This window comes from Rugamonas sp. GW822-FHT03B10 (assembly GCF_058801745.1).
The window spans coordinates 400,755-418,724 of the sequence record NZ_JBXANP010000002.1 but is presented as its reverse complement, the minus strand read 5'-3'; the positions used below and the strand labels follow the sequence as shown (position 1 = coordinate 418,724).

Below are 17,970 nucleotides of genomic sequence, written 5' to 3'. Positions count from 1 at the left end.
TGCTAAGCGGCGTGTCACGAAAACGGCCATTTTTCGATATACCATACAAGCACGCGATGAAAATGCACTGCGCGGGCAGAATGTTGTCGAACAGACCAGCCACGAGGTACTGCCATGAAACCCAACACCGTCACCCCCGAACTGACGAACAATCGCGAGGACACCGCCCGGCGGAATCGCGAACTGCGCCAATTGTGCGCGGCGATACTGCCTGCCGCGCGCCAGCTGGTTCGGCACGGCGTATCCCAGCGCACCGCGCAGGAGGCCAGCGCCGCGCAGACTGAGGAAGCCGAAACCCTGCTCAAGTCGGTGTTGGCCGAGTTCGAAAAGTACATCGCGGCGCAGCCGGCTGACTCGCGTGAGCAGCTGAACCGCGCGCTTGCAGACGACCTGACCGCCGAGGAGACGGCGGAGGATGAGCGGCAATGGATAGACCAGATGGCCGGCGACTTGGCGATGGCCGTCTCGGCTTTCTGGCTGGAGATGGGCGAGTTAAACAGGCAAGAGGCACTGCTGACCAGCCTGACGACTGGGCAGGAGAGCGAGATGCTGGCCGCCTTTGACCTGATTACCAGCCGGTTTCATGTCGGGCGGGAAGGCCACGCCTTGTTGACCAGGCTGGATCTGCTCACCCGTCCAGTCTATACCACGACGCAAGTGCCCATTGAGATCAGTGCGGCGCTATACGTGTCCGAACTAGCGGGCAGTTACGTGCAAAAATGACCCGAGCGCCGCGTTCCTCCCCCTTCAATATTCCCAGATGACCGACTCAACGCGCTTGGGCAGGCTGCGCGGCAACAGAAATTGAAACTGGCCGCGACTGCGGCGCCCAACGACGCGACGCTCCATCAGCAACTGCCCCCGCTTCGCGCAGCTGGGCGACGAAAAGAACGTGAGAATCTGAAACTGTTGCGGAATAAACTCGTCGTCGGCTAGCTCCCTGCTCTCGGTGTGCGTAGACGACTGCGACAACGACCCGGCGATCAATTGCAGCTGGCCTTCGTATAGCGGCGCGTACTGCTGCCCCGTCGAGGTGGGCGGCAACGCACCAAGGCGCGGATAAGTTTCGTGGGTATGGCCGCTCAACAGCAAGTGGGCAAGCTTGCCCCGTTGATGAATGCTGAAACCGGCCAGCGCTTCAGCAACGGCGCTATCGTTGCGCAAACTCATTTGGAGCGTCGGGCGCGGCGGCGGATAGTGGACCGGATGATGCAGGGCCAGGATGCGGAAATCACGCGTCACGCCGTCCGGGTGGAATGTCTGTTGGGTCTGTTTGGCCAGTTGCTGTAGCTGGTCGTCGCCAAAGGTGTTCCATGGCGGGTCCATGCCCACCTCCCCCAGCGCCAGCGTATTGGTCCAGCGCTCACCCACGGCGCTGTTGACCGCGCTCAAACGCAATTTGGCGTTGGAGTGGGGGATGCCCGTCTGAATCGCTGTTTGCGGCCATGCCTTGCCCAACAAATTGCGCACCGCTTCCTGCTGCGCATCGATTTCCAAAGCGCTGGCGGCCAGAGGAAACTTACCCGGCCACGCATCGTGATTGCCATGCAGGATCAGCGTCTGCGTCGCGTCAAGAATGATGCGGTAATCGTCCACCCACTCCAGCGCGGTCTTCAGCGAGCCCATGTCGCCGAGCGCGCTCAAGTCGCCCGTATCGACCAGCCAGGTTTCCACACCCGCATAATCCTCGTGCTTGACGAAGTCACACAGGAAAGCGCACATGCGCTCATGGGCCGTTGGATCGTGGCCGGCCAGGCCGGCTTGCCAGCGCTGTTCCAGCCGCTCCGCCGACTGCCCCCAGCCAAGCCCTCGCAGCGTGTTGACGATGCGGCGCACCTTCCGCTCCGTCCCGGTGTCAACCACGGCGCCCTGCCCCTTGCAGTGCATATCCGACACATGCACGATATGCAGAAACGCTTCCAGCTCAGGATCCGAATGGATAGCCATGTTCATCGCTCCTCAGGATAAGTCACGCAGCAGCTTGTAAGCATCCTCGCCCAGTTCGCGCTGGATCGCCGCGGCCAGCCGTTTGCGCACGCGATGCAGCCGCTGGCGCTCGGCCGCCGTGAGCGCGTCGCCCTGGCTGGACGCCAGCCCCGTGGCGATCGCCACGGCCATCTGGTCTTGCTCGGAAATAGTGGACAGCTCGGCAACGCACACGCGCAGCATGCTGCGGTACAGCGCCGTGGTGGTCAGGTCGCCGGCGCGCTCGTCGGCCTGCTCTTGCTCCGGCGCGGACGCCGGGGCCGCGCCGGCCGCCAACGCCGGACGGGTTTTTCGGTACAGGTCCGCCGCGCGGCGGTTGAAGATCGCATGGGCGATACGTTGGATCGCATCGGCCTCCAGCGCGGGACCGGTCTCGCGCTGCTGCAGGTATTGCCACAGGTCGGCCACGGTCTGGGCCGCCAGGTCGTCGATGTCCGCGCGCAGCAGCGGAAAGCGCGCATGACCGGCGCGGCGCAAGCTCGCGCGCAGCGTGGTCAACTGCACATCGGACAGGAATTCCGGCATGACGACACCCACGATCTTGCGGAACTGGCATTGTACGCCGCTTGCGCTGCAGCGCGCGCCGGCTAGGCCGGCGGCAATTCGAAGCGGTAGCCCACGCCATACACGGACTGCAGGCAATCCGTGTCCGGCGCGCGCGCGGCCAGCTTGCGGCGGATGTTCTTGATGTGGGAATCGACCGTGCGGTCGTTGATGTCGCGCTGGTCCTCGTGCGCGCAGTCGAGCAGTTGCTGGCGCGAGTAGACCCGGCCCGGATTGGCGATCAGCTCGGCCAGCAGCCGGAATTCCACCGGCGTGAGCGCCAGCGCAGCGCCGCCATGGGTGATGCACATGCGTTCGCGGTCCACCTGGAACAGCGGCGCCGCCGTCACCGCAGCGGGCGCGCCGGCCGCCGGCTGCGCCATGCCGGCCGCGCGCCGCAAGTGGGCGCGCACGCGGGCCACCACTTCGCGCGGGCTGAACGGCTTGCACACGTAATCGTCGGCGCCCGACTCCAGCCCCAGCAGGCGGTCGATCTCGTCCACCCGCGCCGTCAGCATGATGATGGGCAGCGACGAAAACGCGCGCACGGCGCGGCACACGCCGATGCCGTCCAGACTGGGCAGCATCAGGTCCAGCACCATCAGGTCGGGCGCGTGCGCGCGCACCGCTTCCACGGCGGCCACGCCGTCGGCCACGCGCGTCACGCGCAGGCCGGCGGCCACGAAATAGTCGGCCAGCAGCGCGGCGATCTTCACGTCGTCTTCCACGATCAGGATGTGGGCGTTGTTATCCATGGGCTTTACCTTGGGTGGGCGCTTGTATCGGCAGCCTGACCAGCATTTTCACGCCGCCCAGCGGCGAAGGCAAGGCCACGATGCTGCCGCCGTGCGCTTCCACCATGGCCTTGCAGATGGCCAGTCCCAAGCCGCTGCCGCCGCGCCCGCGCGCGCTGTCGCCACGGTACAGGCGGTCGAACAGGCGCGCCAGCAAGCCGGCCGGCACGCCGGGTGCGCTGTCGTCCACCGTCAGTTGGGCCCAGGCGCCGTCAGCGGCCAGCGCGACGGCGATCCTGCCGCCGCTGTCCGTGTAGCGCACGCTGTTCTCCAGCAGGTTCACGCACACTTGGGTCAGGCGGCCGCTGTCGCCCGTCAGCGTCAGCGGTGCGTCGGGCAGCGACGCCGTCAGCGTCAGGCCGGCCTGCTGCGCGCGCAGCCGGTATCGTTCCAGCAGCGGACGCAATAAGGCGGCCAGGTCCAGCTGCTGCCAGTTGTACTGCAGATCGCCGGCGTCGGCCAGCGCCAGCTGGTGCAGGTCGTCCACCAGTTGGTTCAGGTGCAGCACTTCCGCGTGCAGCGAATCGAGCGCGCTGGCGTCGGCCCGGCGGATGCCGTCGAGCAGGGCTTCGATCTCGCCCCGGATCACCGTCAGCGGCGTGCGCAGCTCGTGCGAGATGTCGGCCAGCATGCGGCGCCGCTGCTGCTCGTTTTCCTCCAGCGCCTGCGCCATCGCGTTCACGTGCAGCGCCAGTTCGGCCAGCTCGTCGCGCGACAGCACGGGCGCGCGCGCCGCGAACTCGCCGCGCGCCAGCTTTTCCGTCACGCCGCGCAGCGCTGCCACCGGCCGCAGCAGGTGGCGCGCCAGCCAGATGGCAGCCAGGATGGCCATGCCGATCAGCGCGCACGAGAGCAGCACGATGGTTTGCAGCTGGCCGCGCAGGAAGGTGCTGGCGCTGGCGTCGCCGCCGGCCTGGCGCAGCGGCATCAAGCGCATGCGGCCCACCACCTGGCCATCGACCTTGATGTCGCGCTCTATACCGGGCGGGAAGTCGGGCGGGCCGATCAGCGACCGGCCCTGCGCATCGACGATGGAGATGCGCGAGGCGAAACCGGCGGGGTCGGCGCGGCCGGGACGGCGCGGTGGCGGCAGGCCGGCGCGTGGCGGCGGCAAGTCCGCGCGCGGCGGTGGCAGGTCGGCGCCCGGCGGCGACAAGTCCGCGCCTTGCTGGCCCTGGTCGGCGCGGAGCGGGGGCAGATCGGCAGGCGGTGGGCGCTGCCCGGCGCCGAATGGTAGCCCGACGCGCGGCCGGCCATAGCCGGGCGGGTCATCCTGTCGCGGCGGCGCGTCGCCCCGTTCCGGCGGCGCCCGTTCTTCATCAGGCGGCGCAGTATCGGGCGGCGCGGCACCGGGACCGCGCCGGCGCATGCCGCCCTCGTCCGCCTCGGCCAGCAAGCGCGGTTGCATCTGGTCGAGCAGGGAACGCAGCGCGCGCGGCTGGTGGCGCAGCCATTCGAAATCGCCCTCGGTGCGGTAGCGCGCCTCCAGCAGTTCGCGCAGCTGATCGAGATCCTGCGTCTGCATCTCATTGAGGTAGGTCACGAAGCCGCGCTGCAAACTGATGCTCGTCACCCACGCCATGGTGCCGATGCACAGGATGACGACGGCGATGACGGCCAGCGCGATCTTGCGCGCGATCGTCAGGCGCATGGCGGGTTCCTGTGCTGCTGCATCGTGCTCCTCTCATGCCTCCGGGTCCAGCGCCATCATACCCGCCAATTGTGCAGACAATGTGAACGGCCTGCGCCTGCGGCGGGCGCGCCACATTGCGCCGCCGTCTCCATTTTTCCTGCACATTTGGCCGTCATATTGGTTTCCGCAGATCAATAACGAAGTCCCACCACCCCATCGACGGAGACCATCATGCACCCACGCGCCATTCGCCTGCCCTTGCTGCTGCTGCCCGCCGCCGTGCTGGCCGCTTGCGGCGGCGGCGCCACCGACACCGCCGCCACCGTCGACGCCACCCCGGCCATCACCGCCGCCGTCCTCGTGCAGTCGCCGCCGCCCGTGGTGCTGGCGCCCGTGCCCAACGCCGATGGCGCCTCGCTCACCTTCAGCAGCGCCGGCACGGTCGACACAACCAGTCCCTTCTTCCAGCCGTTCGGCAATGGCCGCAGCTGCGCCAGTTGCCACCAGCCCGACAACGGCTGGAGCGTCACCCCGGCCGGCCTGACTGCGCGCTTCAACAGCAGCGCCGGCCTCGACCCCGTGTTCCGTCCCGTCGATGGCGCCGTCGCGCCCACCGCGCCCGTGGCCACGCTGGACCAGAAACGCCTGGCCTACAGCATGCTGCTCACAAAGGGCCTGATCCGGATCGGCCTGCCCATGCCGGCCAACGCCGAGTTCTCGCTGGTGAAGGTGGACGACCCCTACCACTACGCCAGCGCCACCGAACTGTCGCTGTTCCGCCGTCCCCTGCCCAGCACCAACCTGCCGTTCAACGCCACCGTGATGTGGGACGGACGCGAAACGCTGGCCGATGCCGCATCAAGCATCTGCATCAAGGATGTGCGCCCCGCGCGCTGCTTCGCGCCACTCGACACCGACCTGCGCCACCAGGCCAACAGCGCCGTGCGCGGCCACGCCGAAGCGGCGCAAGACCTGACGGCCGACCAGCAGCGTCAGATCGCCGCCTTCGAACAAACGCTGTTCACGGCCCAATCGAGCACCACGGCGGCCGGCAGCCTGACCGATGCCGGCGCGCTGGGCGGCCCGCAGCCATTGTCGCAACAAGGCTTCTACTTCGGCATCAACGATCCGCAATCGGGCGACTACCGCACCGGCGCGCCGTTCAACCGCAGCGTGATGAACCTGTACGCGGCCTGGCGCAACCTGGCGCAGGCAGCACCACCGGCACCGCCGCCGCCCGCACGCGGCCAGCCGGCGCCCGTGCCGCCGGCCGCCCCCACGCAGAACCAGGCGCGCGCCGCCATCGCGCGCGGTGAGCAGATCTTCAACAACAAGCCGTTCAACGTGGTCGGCGTGGCTGGCTTCAACAACGAACTGCGGCTGCCGTTGCAGCGCGCCAGCTGCGCCACCTGCCACAACGCGCCCAACGTGGGCAGCCACTCCGTGGCCCGCCTGTTCAACACCGGCACCGCCGCCGCCAATCTGCGCACGCCGGACCTGCCGCTCTACACGCTGCGCAACAACGCCACCGGCGAAGTGATCGAGACGAGCGATCCGGGCGGCGCCATGGAGAGCGGCAAATGGGGCGACATCGGCCGCTTCAAGACGCCGGGCCTGCGCGGCCTGGCCGCGCGCGCGCCGTACTTCCACAACGGTTCGCAGCGCCGCATCGAGGACGTGGTGCGCTTCTACGACACGCGCTTCCGCATCGGCTTCACGCCGCAGGAGGCGGCCGACCTGAGCGCGTTCCTCAAGGCGCTGTGACGCGGCGAGCCAGTCCGCATGGCCCGGCGAGCCAAAAGTTAAAGCAGATGAACGGCGCCGCCTGTTTCGGCGCCATTGTTGCGAAATCGTTGCAAAATCATCGCAAAAGATGGGAGAAAACGGCCACTAATTTCTTGTGTACATGACAAAACTGTAGGCATAATCGTTGACACATCAACGATCGCGCCGGAGTCCGCATGCACCGCACAGACCTGCCCGCCCACGCCCTCATCGCCGCCAGCCTTGCCAGCGCGTTCGCCGCGCCGGCCGCGTGGGGGGCGGACGAGATCCAGTCCATCGTCGTCACGGCGCAGGCGCGCAAGCAGCTGGTGCAGGACGTGCCGATCGCCATGCAGGTGATCTCGGCCAAGGACATCAGCAACATCGGCGCCAAGGACCTGGCCGATCTGAACGGCTACATCCCCGGCCTGGTGGTCGACAGCACGGAGCCGACCCAGCCCAGCTTCGGCATCCGCGGCGTGCAGCCGGGCGACTTCGGCATCGCCACCGATGCGCCGGTCGGCGTCTACGTGGACGGCGTCTACACCGGCAAGACCGGCGGCGCGCTGATGAACTTCATCGACGTGCAGCGCATCGAAGTGATCAAGGGCCCGCAGGGCACGCTGTTCGGCCGCAACAGCGCGGCCGGCGCCATCGCCATCAGCACCAACGAGCCGGGCCAGACGAACGACGCGGAAGCCCACCTCAAGCTGGGCAGCTACGGCCGCGCCAACGCCGACGTCATGCTCAACCTGCCCATCTCCGCCACCACGGCCGCGCGCCTGGTGGCCGTGCGGGCCGGCAGCGCGGGCTGGGTCACCAACCAGACCACGGGCCGCAAGATGGGCGGCGACAAGGACTGGGCCACCCGGCTGTCGCTGCGCCAGGACGTGGGCGCGGCCAAGGTGATCGTCGGCTGGGAGCACGAGAACATGGAGCAGTACGGCCGGCCCGCGTTCGCCGTGATCCAGAATCCGGCCCTGCCGCTGGGCGGCTACCGGGGCGTGTACGACGCGGCCTACACGGCCAATTTCGTCGATCCGTTCAGCGCCCCGCTGCACAACGACACCCAGGGCGCCGAGGGCCGCAACTTCGACGGCGCCACGCTGCGCATCGACTCGCCGCTGGCCGGCATGGCGTTCGCGTCCACCACCGCGTGGCGCCGCTTCAGCACCCACAACTACACGGACAACGACGGCAACGCGCGCCAGGACTTGTACCTGGCCACGCTGGACGCCAAGCGCGCGCGCAGCTTCCAGCAGGAGTTCAAACTGTCGGGCAAGACGGCGCAGCTGGACTGGATCGCGGGCCTCAGCTACTTCCACAACAACGAGCACCAGGACGCCGGCGCCTACGTGACCACGGGCACGCTCGACACCCTGAGCCAGTTCGCCGGCGGCGCGGCCAATTTCGGCCAGTTGTTCGGCGGGCTGGCGGCGGCCGGCGTGCCCGTGCCCGAGACCAGCTACCCGTGGCAGGAGACCCACTACAGCGACGTGCGCACCCGCTCCGTGGCCGTGTACGGCGACACCATCTGGCACGTGGCGCCATCGACAAACGTGACGGCCGGCCTGCGCTGGACCCAGGACAAGAAGACCATGACGTGGTACGTGCCGGGCCGCGTGTCGCCGGCGCTCGACCAGTTCCTCACGGCCTACGGCCCGCTGGCCGGCGTGGGCCCGTCCACCTTCCCGTCCAACATCATCTTCGCCACGGCCGGACAACTGGCCGGCGCGCCCGTCACGCGCGACAAGGACTGGACCGATTTCAGCCCCCGCCTCGTGCTCGACCACAAGCTCAACGCCGACACGCTGCTGTTCGCCTCCGTCTCGCGCGGCTACCAGGCCGGTGGCTTCAACATCTTCACGCCGCCCAATCCGGCCTCGCCCACGAGCACCGGGCGCGACCCCAGCTTCGCGCCGGAGAAGATGACCAACTTCGAAGCGGGCGTGAAATGGAATGTGCCGGCCCTGCGCGCCAGCGTGAACGCCTCGCTGTTCGGCTACAAGTTCAAGAATCTGCAGGACATTCAGCTCTACAGCGTGGGCGCCATCCCCACCTACAACGTGATCGCCAGCGACCAGAAGGCGCATGGGCTGGACCTGGACGGGCGCGTGCGCGTCAATCCCAATCTCACCGTGTTCGGCGGCCTCGAATACCTGGACCAGACCTACACGCGCTACCAGCGGCTGGACGCGGCCGGCAACGTGAGCCTCGATCTGTCCGGCCAGCCGGTCGGCACGCCGCGCCTGAACGTGATGGGCGGCGCCAGCATGAGCTGGGAGACGGCCGGCGGGCGCGCCAGCGTCAACCTGCAGGGCAGCCACCAGAGCGCCACCCGCTGCAACAGCGACACGGCGGCCCTGAGCTGCCTGCGCACGGCCACGCTCAAGACCGGCACGGCCACCAGCAAGTTCGACCTGCGCCTGGGCTGGGACAGCCCGTCGCAACGCTACGGCGTGGCGCTGATCGTCAACAACCTGTTCGACCAGCGCTACATCACGTCGCTGGGTGGACAAACGCAGCAGTTCGGCTCGCCCTACGCCTACCTGACGCCGCCGCGCACCATCGGCGTGGAGCTGCGCGCCAGTTTGTGATCCCCCGGCCATGGCGGCAGCGCATGCCGCCGCGCCGACAACGGTAATCTCGCCGCGTTCGCGCGGTTTCGGGCGGCGCCCCCCTCCCCTGGGGCGCCGCCCGTTTTTTTGCCGTCGCCGGCACGGGCAAAAAATCCAATGCTGTTGTTTTTATCATAAATGTGCGCCAGTATCCACATTGTCGAGTTATCATCAGCAGCACTCTTCGAGGAGGAACACAATGAACGCCTGGATCACGTCGTTGAAGTTGTTCGCCTATCTTGTTGTGGTTCTCATCGCGCTGGCGATCGCCTATTCGGCGGTGACGGCGCTGCGTTACTGGCCTGCCATTTCCGTCTAGGAGGCCAGCGTGAACAAGCGACAAGCCCGTCTCTTCGCCATTGTTTCCACCGCCATCGCCTCGGTCGCCTTCCTCGGATTGACGCTGGACAGCCACCGCCAGTTCGGCCAGCTGACCCATGCCAGCACCATCACCGACCAGGTCACGCGCGGCAAGGACGTGTGGCACAACAATAACTGCATCAACTGCCACACCCTGTTCGGCGAAGGCGCCTACTACGCGCCGGACCTGACCAAGATCACCCAGCTGCGCGGCGAAGCCTACCTGCGCGCCTACCTGAAGGACCCGGCCAAGTTCTACGACGAGAACAAGCATCGCCGTCTGATGCCGCGCCAGAACCTCAGCGACGCCAACATCGCCGACCTGATCGCCTTCCTCGACTGGGTCTCGAAAGTCGACAACCAGGGCTGGCCGCCACGGCCGCTGCTGGTGACGGGCGCCACCTTCCCCGGCACCGACCGCCCCACCGGCCAGCCGCCCGCAGGCGCAGCCGCCGCCGGCGCGGCCCCGGCCTCGGAAGACCCGGTGGCCCTGGGCGAGGCCGTGTTCCGCAGCGCGGTGCCGGCCTGCACCGCCTGCCACTCGACGGCGCCGGGCGTGAATATGGCCGGGCCGTCGCTGGCCGGGCTGGCCAGCCGCACCCAGACGCTGCTCGCCAGCAGCGACTACCACGGCCACGCCAAGGACCTGGCCGGCTACATACGCGAATCGGTGCTCACCCCCAGCGCCCACATCGTGCCTGGGGCCATGTACTCGGCCGATGGCAAGTCGTTCATGCCGGCCACCTATCCGAGCGCGCTCAAGCCCGAGCAGATCGATCATCTGGTGGCCTACCTGTCGACGTTGAAGTAACCGGAGCAAACGCGATGAAATACAAATCCCAATCAGTCGCCTATTGGTACTTTGCGGTGGCGGTGGCCCTGTTCGGCCTGCAACTGGTGTTCGGCCTGCTGTCGGCCTCGAAGTACCTGGGGCCCGACCCGCTGCTCTACATCCTGCCGTTCGACGTCACCAAGGTCATCCACACCAACCTGCTGATCGTGTGGGTGCTGTGCGGTTTCATGGGCGCCACCTACTGGATGGTGCCCGACGAATCGCGCACCGAACTGCACAGCACGCGGCTGGCCTACGTGCAGCTCGTGCTGTGGGTGCTGATGGGCGTGACGGCCATCATCGGCTACCTGTTCCGCTGGGGCACCGGCAACAAGCTGCTCGAACAACCGCTGCCGCACAAGATCGTCATCGTGATCGTCATGCTCATGTTCCTCTACAACATCGGCATGACCATCAAAAAATCGGGCCGCCTGACCACCAGCGAGGGCGTGCTGATCGCCGGCCTGGGCCTGGCCGCCGTGCTCTATCTGCCGGCGCTGCTCGAATACCAGAACTACACGGTGTCGATCTTCTACCGCTGGTGGACCATCCACCTGTGGGTCGAGGGCGTGTGGGAGATGATCCAGGGCGGCTTCCTCGCCTACCTGCTGATCCGCCTGTCCGGCGCCGACCGCGAGGTGATGGAGAAATGGCTGTACGTGATCGTCGGCCTGGTGTTCATCGCCGGCATCCTCGGCACCGCCCACCACTACTACTGGGTGGGCGTGCCCAGCTACTGGCTGCCCATCGGCGGCTTCTTCAGCGCGCTGGAGCCGCTGGCCCTGATCGGCATGGCCGTCTACGCCTATTCGTCGATCCGCCGCGCCGGCGCCGGCCACCCCAACAAACTGGCGTTGCACTGGACGGTGGGCAGCGCCGTGTTCACCCTGTTCGGCGCCGGCCTGCTCGGCCTCGCCCACACCTTCCCCTCGGTGAACAAATGGACGCACGGCACGCTGATCACGGCCATGCACGGCCACGCCGCGTTCTACGGCGCCTACGCCATGATCGTGCTGGCCATGATCTCGTTCGCGCTGCCCAGCCTCACCCGCCGTCCCGAGGAGGGCACGGCGCTCGGCTACTGGGCGTTCTGGCTGCAGATCGCCGGCATGTTCGGCATGACGATGTCGTTCGCCACGGCCGGCATCGGCCAGGTGTATCTGGAACGGATCATGGGCCTCGGTTTCCTCGATGCGCAGCTGAAGATCCAGGTGCACTTCCTGATGCTGATCGCCACCGCGTCGCTGTTCGCCACCGGGGTGGTGCTGTTCATCGTCGATTTCTTCCGCTACGGGCCGCGCCTCGAATTCAGCGACAACGCGCAGGCGCAGCCTCATGCAGCGGGAGCCTGAGGCGGCGCACGTGGCGCCGGGGGCGGCCCCGGCCCCGCCCTACTATCAGCCGCTGGGCGACGAGGTGGCGCTGTTCGAGCAGTGCCACGAGCGCAAGCTGGCCGTCATGCTGAAGGGGCCCACCGGCTGCGGCAAGACCCGCTTCGTCGAGTTCATGGCGTGGAAGCTGGGCCGGCCCCTGATCACCGTGTCCTGCCACGACGACCTCACCACGGCCGACCTGGTGGGGCGCTTCCTGATCGAGGGCGGCAACACGGTGTGGCAGGATGGCCCGCTCACGCGCGCCGTGCGCAACGGCGCCATCTGCTACCTGGACGAGGTGGTCGAGGCGCGCCAGGACACGGTGGTGGTGCTGCACCCGCTGACCGACCACCGCCGCATCCTGCCGGTCGATAAGACGGGCGAAACCATCGAGGCCGCGCCGGGCTTCCAGCTCGTCATCTCGTACAACCCCGGCTACCAGCGCATGCTGAAGGACCTCAAGCCCAGCACGCGCCAGCGCTTCATCGGCTTCGACTTCGATTTCCCGCCGCCCGAGCGCGAAGTGACCATCGTGGCCCACGAGGGCGGCGTGGCCACCGCGCTGGCCCACGAGCTGGTGACGCTGGCCGGACGCCTGCGCCAGCTGCGCGACCGCGGCCTGGCCGAGGTGCCGAGCACCCGCGTGCTGGTGGCGGCGGCGCGCCTGATCGCCAGCGGCATCCATCCACGCCAGGCCTGCTACGCGGCCATCGTCGCCCCGCTGTCGGACGATGCCGCGCTGACCGGCGCCATGGATGACCTGATCCGCGCCAGCTTCATCTAGCGCGATGCCGGAAGCCGAAGACGTCATCACGGATGTGGCGCGCCACGCATTCGACTACGTGCAGCGGGCGCGCCAGCGCAAACGGCAGCGCGGCGGCGAAGCGGGACTGGCGCTGAAGGCGGTCGCCGGACGCCTGGACCTGCTGTGCAACGCGGCGTTCGGCCGCGCGTTCCGCTTCCACACCGCGCAGGCGCCGCTGCCCCGCACCATGCTCGATCGCCTGTTCCGGCGCGGCCAGGCGCCCGCGCACACCATCGCGCTGCCGGCCACCGATGGGCAGACGATCTGGCTGCCGTCGCCGCTGCACCGCGATCCCGACGCCGCGCTCGAACGCTACCGGGCGCTGGCCCTGCTGCAGGCCACGCGCGCGGTGCGCGGCGCGCCCGCGTTCGGCGCGCGCCAGGACCTGGCGGCGGCCCTGTTCCACGTCTGCGAAGCCTGGGTGTCCGACGCGCTGCTGCAGCGCCGCTTTCCCGGCCTGCGGCCCGCGCTGGCGCAGCTGCGCGCCGAGGCGCTCGCGGCGCGTCCCGATCCGCGCCGGTTGAGCGGCGGCGTGGCCTGGATCGAGCAGGCCGTGCAGCGCGCCTTAAGCGGCCAGCCGCCGCTGGCCGCGCTGCCGGCCGACGCGCTGGCGCTCTCCAGCGCCGCGCTGCACCAGTTGGCCGCGCGGGCCGCGCGCGAAGCGCCGCCGGCGAGCGCCGGGGCGCTGTTGCACAAGGATCTGTGGCTGGGCGAATTCAAACCACCGGATGCCGCCCCGGCGCCGCTGCCGGGCAAGCAAGACGACGCGCCCGCCTTGCGCGCCACCCCGCGCAGCGCCCGGCTGGCGCGGCGCCCGCAGGCCAGGCCGGCGCGCGAGGGCGAGGACGAACCGGCATCGCCGGGCGCGTTCGTGCTCCAGACCGCGCAGCCGCACGAAAAGGCGGAAGACCCGATGGGCATGCAGCGCCCCGCCGACCGCGACGCGGACACGGCGGCGGACGACTTCGGCGACGCCCTGTCCGAGCTGCCCGAGGCGCGGCTGGTCTCCACGCCCGGCACGCCGGCTGAAGTGCTGATGAGCGACGAGCCGGTCACGGGCACCAGCAGCCAGCAGGCGCCGCGCGCGGACGGGCCCCAGGGCACGCGCCACCGCTACCGGGAATGGGACTACCGCCGCCGCGACTACACCGCGTCCGGCAGCGTGGTCTGGTCCACGCCGGCCGTGGCCGGCGACCCGGCCGTGGTCGAACGGGCCCTGCGCCAGCATGCCACGCTGCTGGCATCGGTGCGGCGCGGCTTTCAGTTGCTCAGCGCGCGGCGCGCCCGCCACCGCCATCAGCTGGACGGCGAGGAACTCGACGTGGACGCGTGGGTCGATGCGGAATCGGCGCGCCGCGCCGGTGGCGAACCCGATGGCCGCGTATTCGAGACGCAGCGCCTGGAATGGCGCGACCTGGCCGTGCTGGTGCTGGTGGACGTGAGCGGATCGACCGACGGCTGGATCAGCGACCAGCGCCGCGTGATCGACGTGGAACGGGAAGCGTTGCTGCTGGTGAGCCACGCGCTCGACGCGCTCGGCGAACCGTTCGGCGTGATGGCGTTCAGCGGGGAAGGTCCGGACGGTGTGGTGGTGCGCGAGATCAAACGCTTCGCCGAGCCGTACAGCCAGAGCGTCGCGCTGCGCATCGCCGGCATCGAACCGGAACACTACACGCGCACCGGCAGCGCCGTGCGGCACGCGGCCGCCTGCCTGGCCGCGCAGCCAGCCAGACACCGGCTGCTGCTATTGCTCACGGATGGAAAGCCGAACGATGTCGACGTCTATGAAGGCAAGTACGGCCTGCATGATGTGCGGCAGGCCGTGGTGGAGGCGGGCAACAGCGGCATCGCCACGTTCTGCATGACGATAGACCATCAGGCCGCGCACTACCTGGGGCAGGTGTTTGGCCAGCACCGCTTCGCCATCCTGCCCCGCACCGAGTTGCTGGCCACCGTGCTGCTGGCGTGGTTGCGCAGGCTGGTGGCCTGACGGCGGCGCGCGCGCCGCCGTCCCGAAGGCGCGGGCCTTACTTGTAGATGCCCACCCCGATCACATACTCACCGACTTTTTCCACGTAGGTGTTCTTCTCCTCCATGTTCTTGGAGATCGAATTCGGCCACATGTACTTGACCCAGCCCTTGCCGGCCGGCCCGCTGGTGAGCTTGAGGAATTCCTTGAGCGGATAGACGCCGCCGGCGTTCAGCTCCATCAGGTTCTTGTTGACCATCTTGGGGTTCTGGCCGTGCGCCAGCATCACGCCGCTGGTGTCGATCATGAACACGTACAGGTCGCCGTTGATGAATTCGCCCTTGGGATCGTTGTAGGCGGCGATGGCCTTGTCCTTGCCGTTCTTTTGCAGGTAGGCGCTGGCCTTCTTGACCATGGCCACGGCCTCGTCGGCCGTGCCGCGGTGGGTCGTTTCCTGGGCCTGGACGGCGCCGGCCACGCACAGCGCCAGCAGCGCCGTCATCAGGTATTGGTAAAGTTGTCGCATGATGCAGTCTCTCCTTGTGGTAACAGGGCGACGGCAGGACTGCCGCCGCAGTTACGGCTGTGTCCGCCGCTGAGAGACGACGATAACACATGCTCACAGGAAAGTTTCAGTTCGCCCAAGAAAATCGGGGGCAAAGTTGATCCGGCCGCCTCCATGGCGGACCGGTGATGCTGCGACGCGACAGTTCTTACTCGGCCACGATCTTTTTCGGTGGTGGCGGCGGCGTGAACTGGATCAGTTCGCCGGCCGGCGCGCTGTCGAGCGCCTCGGACTGTTCGAGCCAGCGCATCAGGCTGGCCATGCGGCGGATCGTGATGCCCTTGCCGTTGATGTAGCCGACCTGCTCGAAGTGCTCGGGCTTGGCCGTCATCTTGGACACCGTGGGCAGGTTGTCGACCAGCCGCTCGTAGGCCTTGCGCGCCTTCTGCTCCCACTTGCCCAGCAACGGTTCGTTGAAGCGGTTGCTCTCGTAGTAGATGGTCAGCGTGCGGTCATGGTTGCCGAAGCCGACCACGGCGGCGCCCTTGCGGATGGTCTGCAGCACCTCCTCCTTGATGGCAGCCGTGGGCACGAACAGGGCCGCGCGGCCTTCGGCGTCGGGCCGCTCCAGCGGCAAATCCTGTCCCATCGTTATGCTCATCGGGCGTCCCTCATGACGTGCCGCTAGTTTCCCAGCGGCTATATTTTTCTGAATTCTACAACGCACCCCGGCCATGTACAAGAAGAAAGCAGCCGGGCTTCCCCCGTATAATGCACAACATTCCCTTTCGCACTGATTCGCCACGCCATGACGTCCACCGCCCCCGCCTCCCCGCCCACCGCCCCGCCGTATGGGGTGCTCGCCGCGACGACGGTGGACACGGCCGCGCGCAACGTGCGCGACCTGCTGGCGATGGCCATCGAATACGCGCCCAGCCATGGCGCCCTGATCGTCCACGACACCCGCTGCGACCTGAACCGCGCGTTGACGGAGGCGTACCGGCGCGCCATCCCCGGCGCCACCTTCATCGACTTCGACGCCGTCACGCCCGAGCAGGTGCTGGCCGCCTTCGCCCGCATGGCGCCCGGCGACCTGGTGGTGCTGATCCAGTCCACCAGCTTCCGGCTCGAAGCGTTCCGCATCCGCATCGAACTGTTCAAGCGCGGCCTGAAGGTGATCGAGCACGTGCACCTGTCGCGCATGCCGGGCGAACAGGGCCGCCACTACATCGACGCGCTGGCCTACGACCCGGCCTACTACCGCGGCGTGGGCCACGCGCTCAAGGCCCGCATCGACCGCGCCGCCGGCGGCGTGATCGACAGCGGCGGCGAGCGGCTCGTGTTCGGCTCCGCGTTCGAGCCGGCCAAGCTCAATATCGGCGACTACAGCGCCATGAACAACGTGGGCGGCCAATTCCCGCTGGGCGAAGTGTTCACCGAGGCGCTGGACCTGGAGGCCGTGCATGGACGGGTGCGCATCTTCGTGTTCGGCGACACGCAGTTCCTCGTCAACCGCCCCGAGCACCCGATCACCCTGATCGTCGAGCGGGGCCGGGTGACGGGCGTGGAGCACAGCACGCCCGCGTTCGACAACATGCTGGCCATCATCCGCGCCCACGAGGGCGAAGTGTGGCTGCGCGAACTGGGCTTCGGCATGAACCGCGCGTTCTCGCGCGAGCTGACGGTGAACGACATCGGCACCTACGAGCGCATGTGCGGCATCCACTTGTCGCTGGGCGCCAAGCACGGCGTCTACCCCAAGCCGCAGTTCCGGCGCAAGGACGCGCGCTACCACGTGGACGTGTTCGCGGTGACGGAAGCGGTCTACCTGGACGACGACCAGGTGTACAAGGACGGCGCCTGGCGGGTGTGATCCGCGCCCGCCGCATATCGGTACAATGGCCGTTCCCACAGTTTGCCCCGCACCGGAGCCGCCATGCTGACTGACGACCAGAAACTGCAATACCAACGGGACGGCTACCTCGTCCTGCCCGGCTTCAAGAGCGCCGCCGAGATCGCGGCCCTGCGCGCGCGCGCCGCGCAGATCGTGGACGCCTTCGACCCGTCGGCGGCGGCCGGCATCTTCACCACGCGCGAGCAGGAAAAGCGCGCCGACGACTACTTCCTCGGTTCGGACAACACCATCCGCTGCTTCTTCGAGGAGGAGGCGTTCGGCCCGGACGGCCGGCTCAAACAGGACAAGGCGCTCTCGATCAACAAGATCGGCCACGCCATGCACGACCTGGACCCCGTGTTCCGCGCCTTCTCGGCCGACGCGCGGCTGGCCGCCGTGGCGCGCGACCTGGGGCTGGCGCAGGCCCAAGTCTGGCAGTCGATGTACATCTTCAAGCAGCCCGGCATCGGCGGCGAAGTGCGCTGGCACCAGGACGCCACCTATTTCGACACCGATCCCGTCACCGTCACCACGTTCTGGTTCGCGCTGGAGGACGCCACGCAGGAAAACGGTTGCCTGTGGGCCGAACCGGGCGGCCACCGCGGCCCCATGCGCGAACGCTTCCTGCGCCACGGCGACACGGTGACGATGGAGAAGCTGGACACCACGCCATGGCCCGGCGCAGCCACGGCGGTGCCGCTGGCCTGCCAGGCGGGCAGCCTGGTGTGCTTCCACGGCCTGCTGCCCCACTACAGCGCGCCGAACCGCTCGCCCGTCTCGCGCCACGCCTACACGCTGCACGTGACTGACGGCCGCAGCATCTATTCCCCGAGCAACTGGATCCAGCGCGACGCAGCGTTACCGGTGCGTGGCTTCCTGTAACGGCGCGCCGCG

15 protein-coding genes are annotated in these 17,970 nt (G+C 68.2%); 9 read left to right on the top strand and 6 right to left on the bottom strand.

Annotation, left to right across the window (positions count from 1 at the left end; all coding sequences use genetic code 11):
• The first annotated feature begins 114 nt into the window (after nt 1–114).
• The gene (locus AC1RQG_RS05015; protein WP_493128921.1) at nt 115–723 is read left to right on the top strand and encodes a hypothetical protein; all 609 of its coding nucleotides are present in this window, start codon (nt 115–117) and stop codon (nt 721–723) included.
• 24 nt (nt 724–747) lie between these two features.
• On the opposite strand, the gene AC1RQG_RS05010 is transcribed toward AC1RQG_RS05015, so the two are convergent.
• The 4 genes from AC1RQG_RS05010 to AC1RQG_RS04995 form a co-directional block, all read right to left on the bottom strand.
• Nucleotides 748–1,947, bottom strand: a complete 1,200-nt coding sequence (locus AC1RQG_RS05010) for a metallophosphoesterase family protein (RefSeq protein ID WP_493128919.1) — start codon at nt 1,945–1,947, stop codon at nt 748–750.
• Nucleotides 1,948–1,959: 12 nt separating this feature from the next.
• Nucleotides 1,960–2,511 carry a hypothetical protein gene (locus AC1RQG_RS05005; protein WP_493128917.1) on the bottom strand — a complete coding sequence of 184 codons (552 nt, stop codon included), beginning with the start codon at nt 2,509–2,511 and terminating at the stop codon, nt 1,960–1,962.
• Nucleotides 2,512–2,573: 62 nt separating this feature from the next.
• Nucleotides 2,574–3,284: a response regulator gene (locus AC1RQG_RS05000; protein ID WP_493128915.1), complete on the bottom strand. Its 711-nt coding sequence runs from the start codon at nt 3,282–3,284 to the stop codon at nt 2,574–2,576.
• A complete protein-coding gene (locus AC1RQG_RS04995; RefSeq protein WP_493128913.1) occupies nt 3,277–4,974 on the bottom strand; it encodes an ATP-binding protein in 1,698 nt (565 codons plus the stop codon). The genes AC1RQG_RS05000 and AC1RQG_RS04995 overlap by 8 nt, the downstream gene beginning before the upstream one ends.
• Nucleotides 4,975–5,187: 213 nt before the next feature.
• Here AC1RQG_RS04995 and AC1RQG_RS04990 point away from each other — a divergent pair, with 213 nt between their 5' ends.
• From AC1RQG_RS04990 to AC1RQG_RS04965, 6 genes are all read left to right on the top strand, one after another.
• Entirely contained in the window at nt 5,188–6,720 is a 1,533-nt protein-coding gene (locus AC1RQG_RS04990; RefSeq protein WP_493128911.1) for a cytochrome C, read from the top strand.
• 197 nt (nt 6,721–6,917) lie between these two features.
• Nucleotides 6,918–9,317: a TonB-dependent receptor gene (locus AC1RQG_RS04985; protein ID WP_493128909.1), complete on the top strand. Its 2,400-nt coding sequence runs from the start codon at nt 6,918–6,920 to the stop codon at nt 9,315–9,317.
• 349 nt (nt 9,318–9,666) lie between these two features.
• A complete protein-coding gene (locus AC1RQG_RS04980; RefSeq protein ID WP_493128907.1) occupies nt 9,667–10,509 on the top strand; it encodes a c-type cytochrome in 843 nt (280 codons plus the stop codon).
• A 14-nt stretch (nt 10,510–10,523) separates the two neighbouring features.
• Complete coding sequence (locus tag AC1RQG_RS04975; RefSeq protein ID WP_493128905.1) at nt 10,524–11,882, top strand: cbb3-type cytochrome c oxidase subunit I; 1,359 nt, start codon at nt 10,524–10,526, stop codon at nt 11,880–11,882.
• The gene (locus AC1RQG_RS04970) at nt 11,866–12,687 is read left to right on the top strand and encodes a CbbQ/NirQ/NorQ/GpvN family protein (RefSeq protein ID WP_493128902.1); all 822 of its coding nucleotides are present in this window, start codon (nt 11,866–11,868) and stop codon (nt 12,685–12,687) included. Before AC1RQG_RS04975 ends, AC1RQG_RS04970 begins: the two co-directional genes overlap by 17 nt.
• A gap of 4 nt (nt 12,688–12,691) precedes the next feature.
• Nucleotides 12,692–14,698: a nitric oxide reductase activation protein NorD gene (locus tag AC1RQG_RS04965; RefSeq protein WP_493128900.1), complete on the top strand. Its 2,007-nt coding sequence runs from the start codon at nt 12,692–12,694 to the stop codon at nt 14,696–14,698.
• Between the two features lie 37 nt (nt 14,699–14,735).
• Here AC1RQG_RS04965 and AC1RQG_RS04960 read toward each other — a convergent pair whose 3' ends face one another.
• Both AC1RQG_RS04960 and AC1RQG_RS04955 read right to left on the bottom strand, forming a co-directional pair.
• Complete coding sequence (locus tag AC1RQG_RS04960; RefSeq protein ID WP_493128898.1) at nt 14,736–15,203, bottom strand: cache domain-containing protein; 468 nt, start codon at nt 15,201–15,203, stop codon at nt 14,736–14,738.
• A 187-nt stretch (nt 15,204–15,390) separates the two neighbouring features.
• The gene (locus AC1RQG_RS04955) at nt 15,391–15,843 is read right to left on the bottom strand and encodes a hypothetical protein (RefSeq protein ID WP_493128896.1); all 453 of its coding nucleotides are present in this window, start codon (nt 15,841–15,843) and stop codon (nt 15,391–15,393) included.
• Nucleotides 15,844–15,990: 147 nt separating this feature from the next.
• On the opposite strand from AC1RQG_RS04955, the gene AC1RQG_RS04950 reads away from it, so the two are divergent.
• Both AC1RQG_RS04950 and AC1RQG_RS04945 read left to right on the top strand, forming a co-directional pair.
• Nucleotides 15,991–17,055 carry a M29 family metallopeptidase gene (locus AC1RQG_RS04950; protein ID WP_493128894.1) on the top strand — a complete coding sequence of 355 codons (1,065 nt, stop codon included), beginning with the start codon at nt 15,991–15,993 and terminating at the stop codon, nt 17,053–17,055.
• Between the two features lie 63 nt (nt 17,056–17,118).
• The gene (locus tag AC1RQG_RS04945; protein ID WP_493128892.1) at nt 17,119–17,958 is read left to right on the top strand and encodes a phytanoyl-CoA dioxygenase family protein; all 840 of its coding nucleotides are present in this window, start codon (nt 17,119–17,121) and stop codon (nt 17,956–17,958) included.
• The last annotated feature ends 12 nt before the right edge of the window (nt 17,959–17,970 follow it).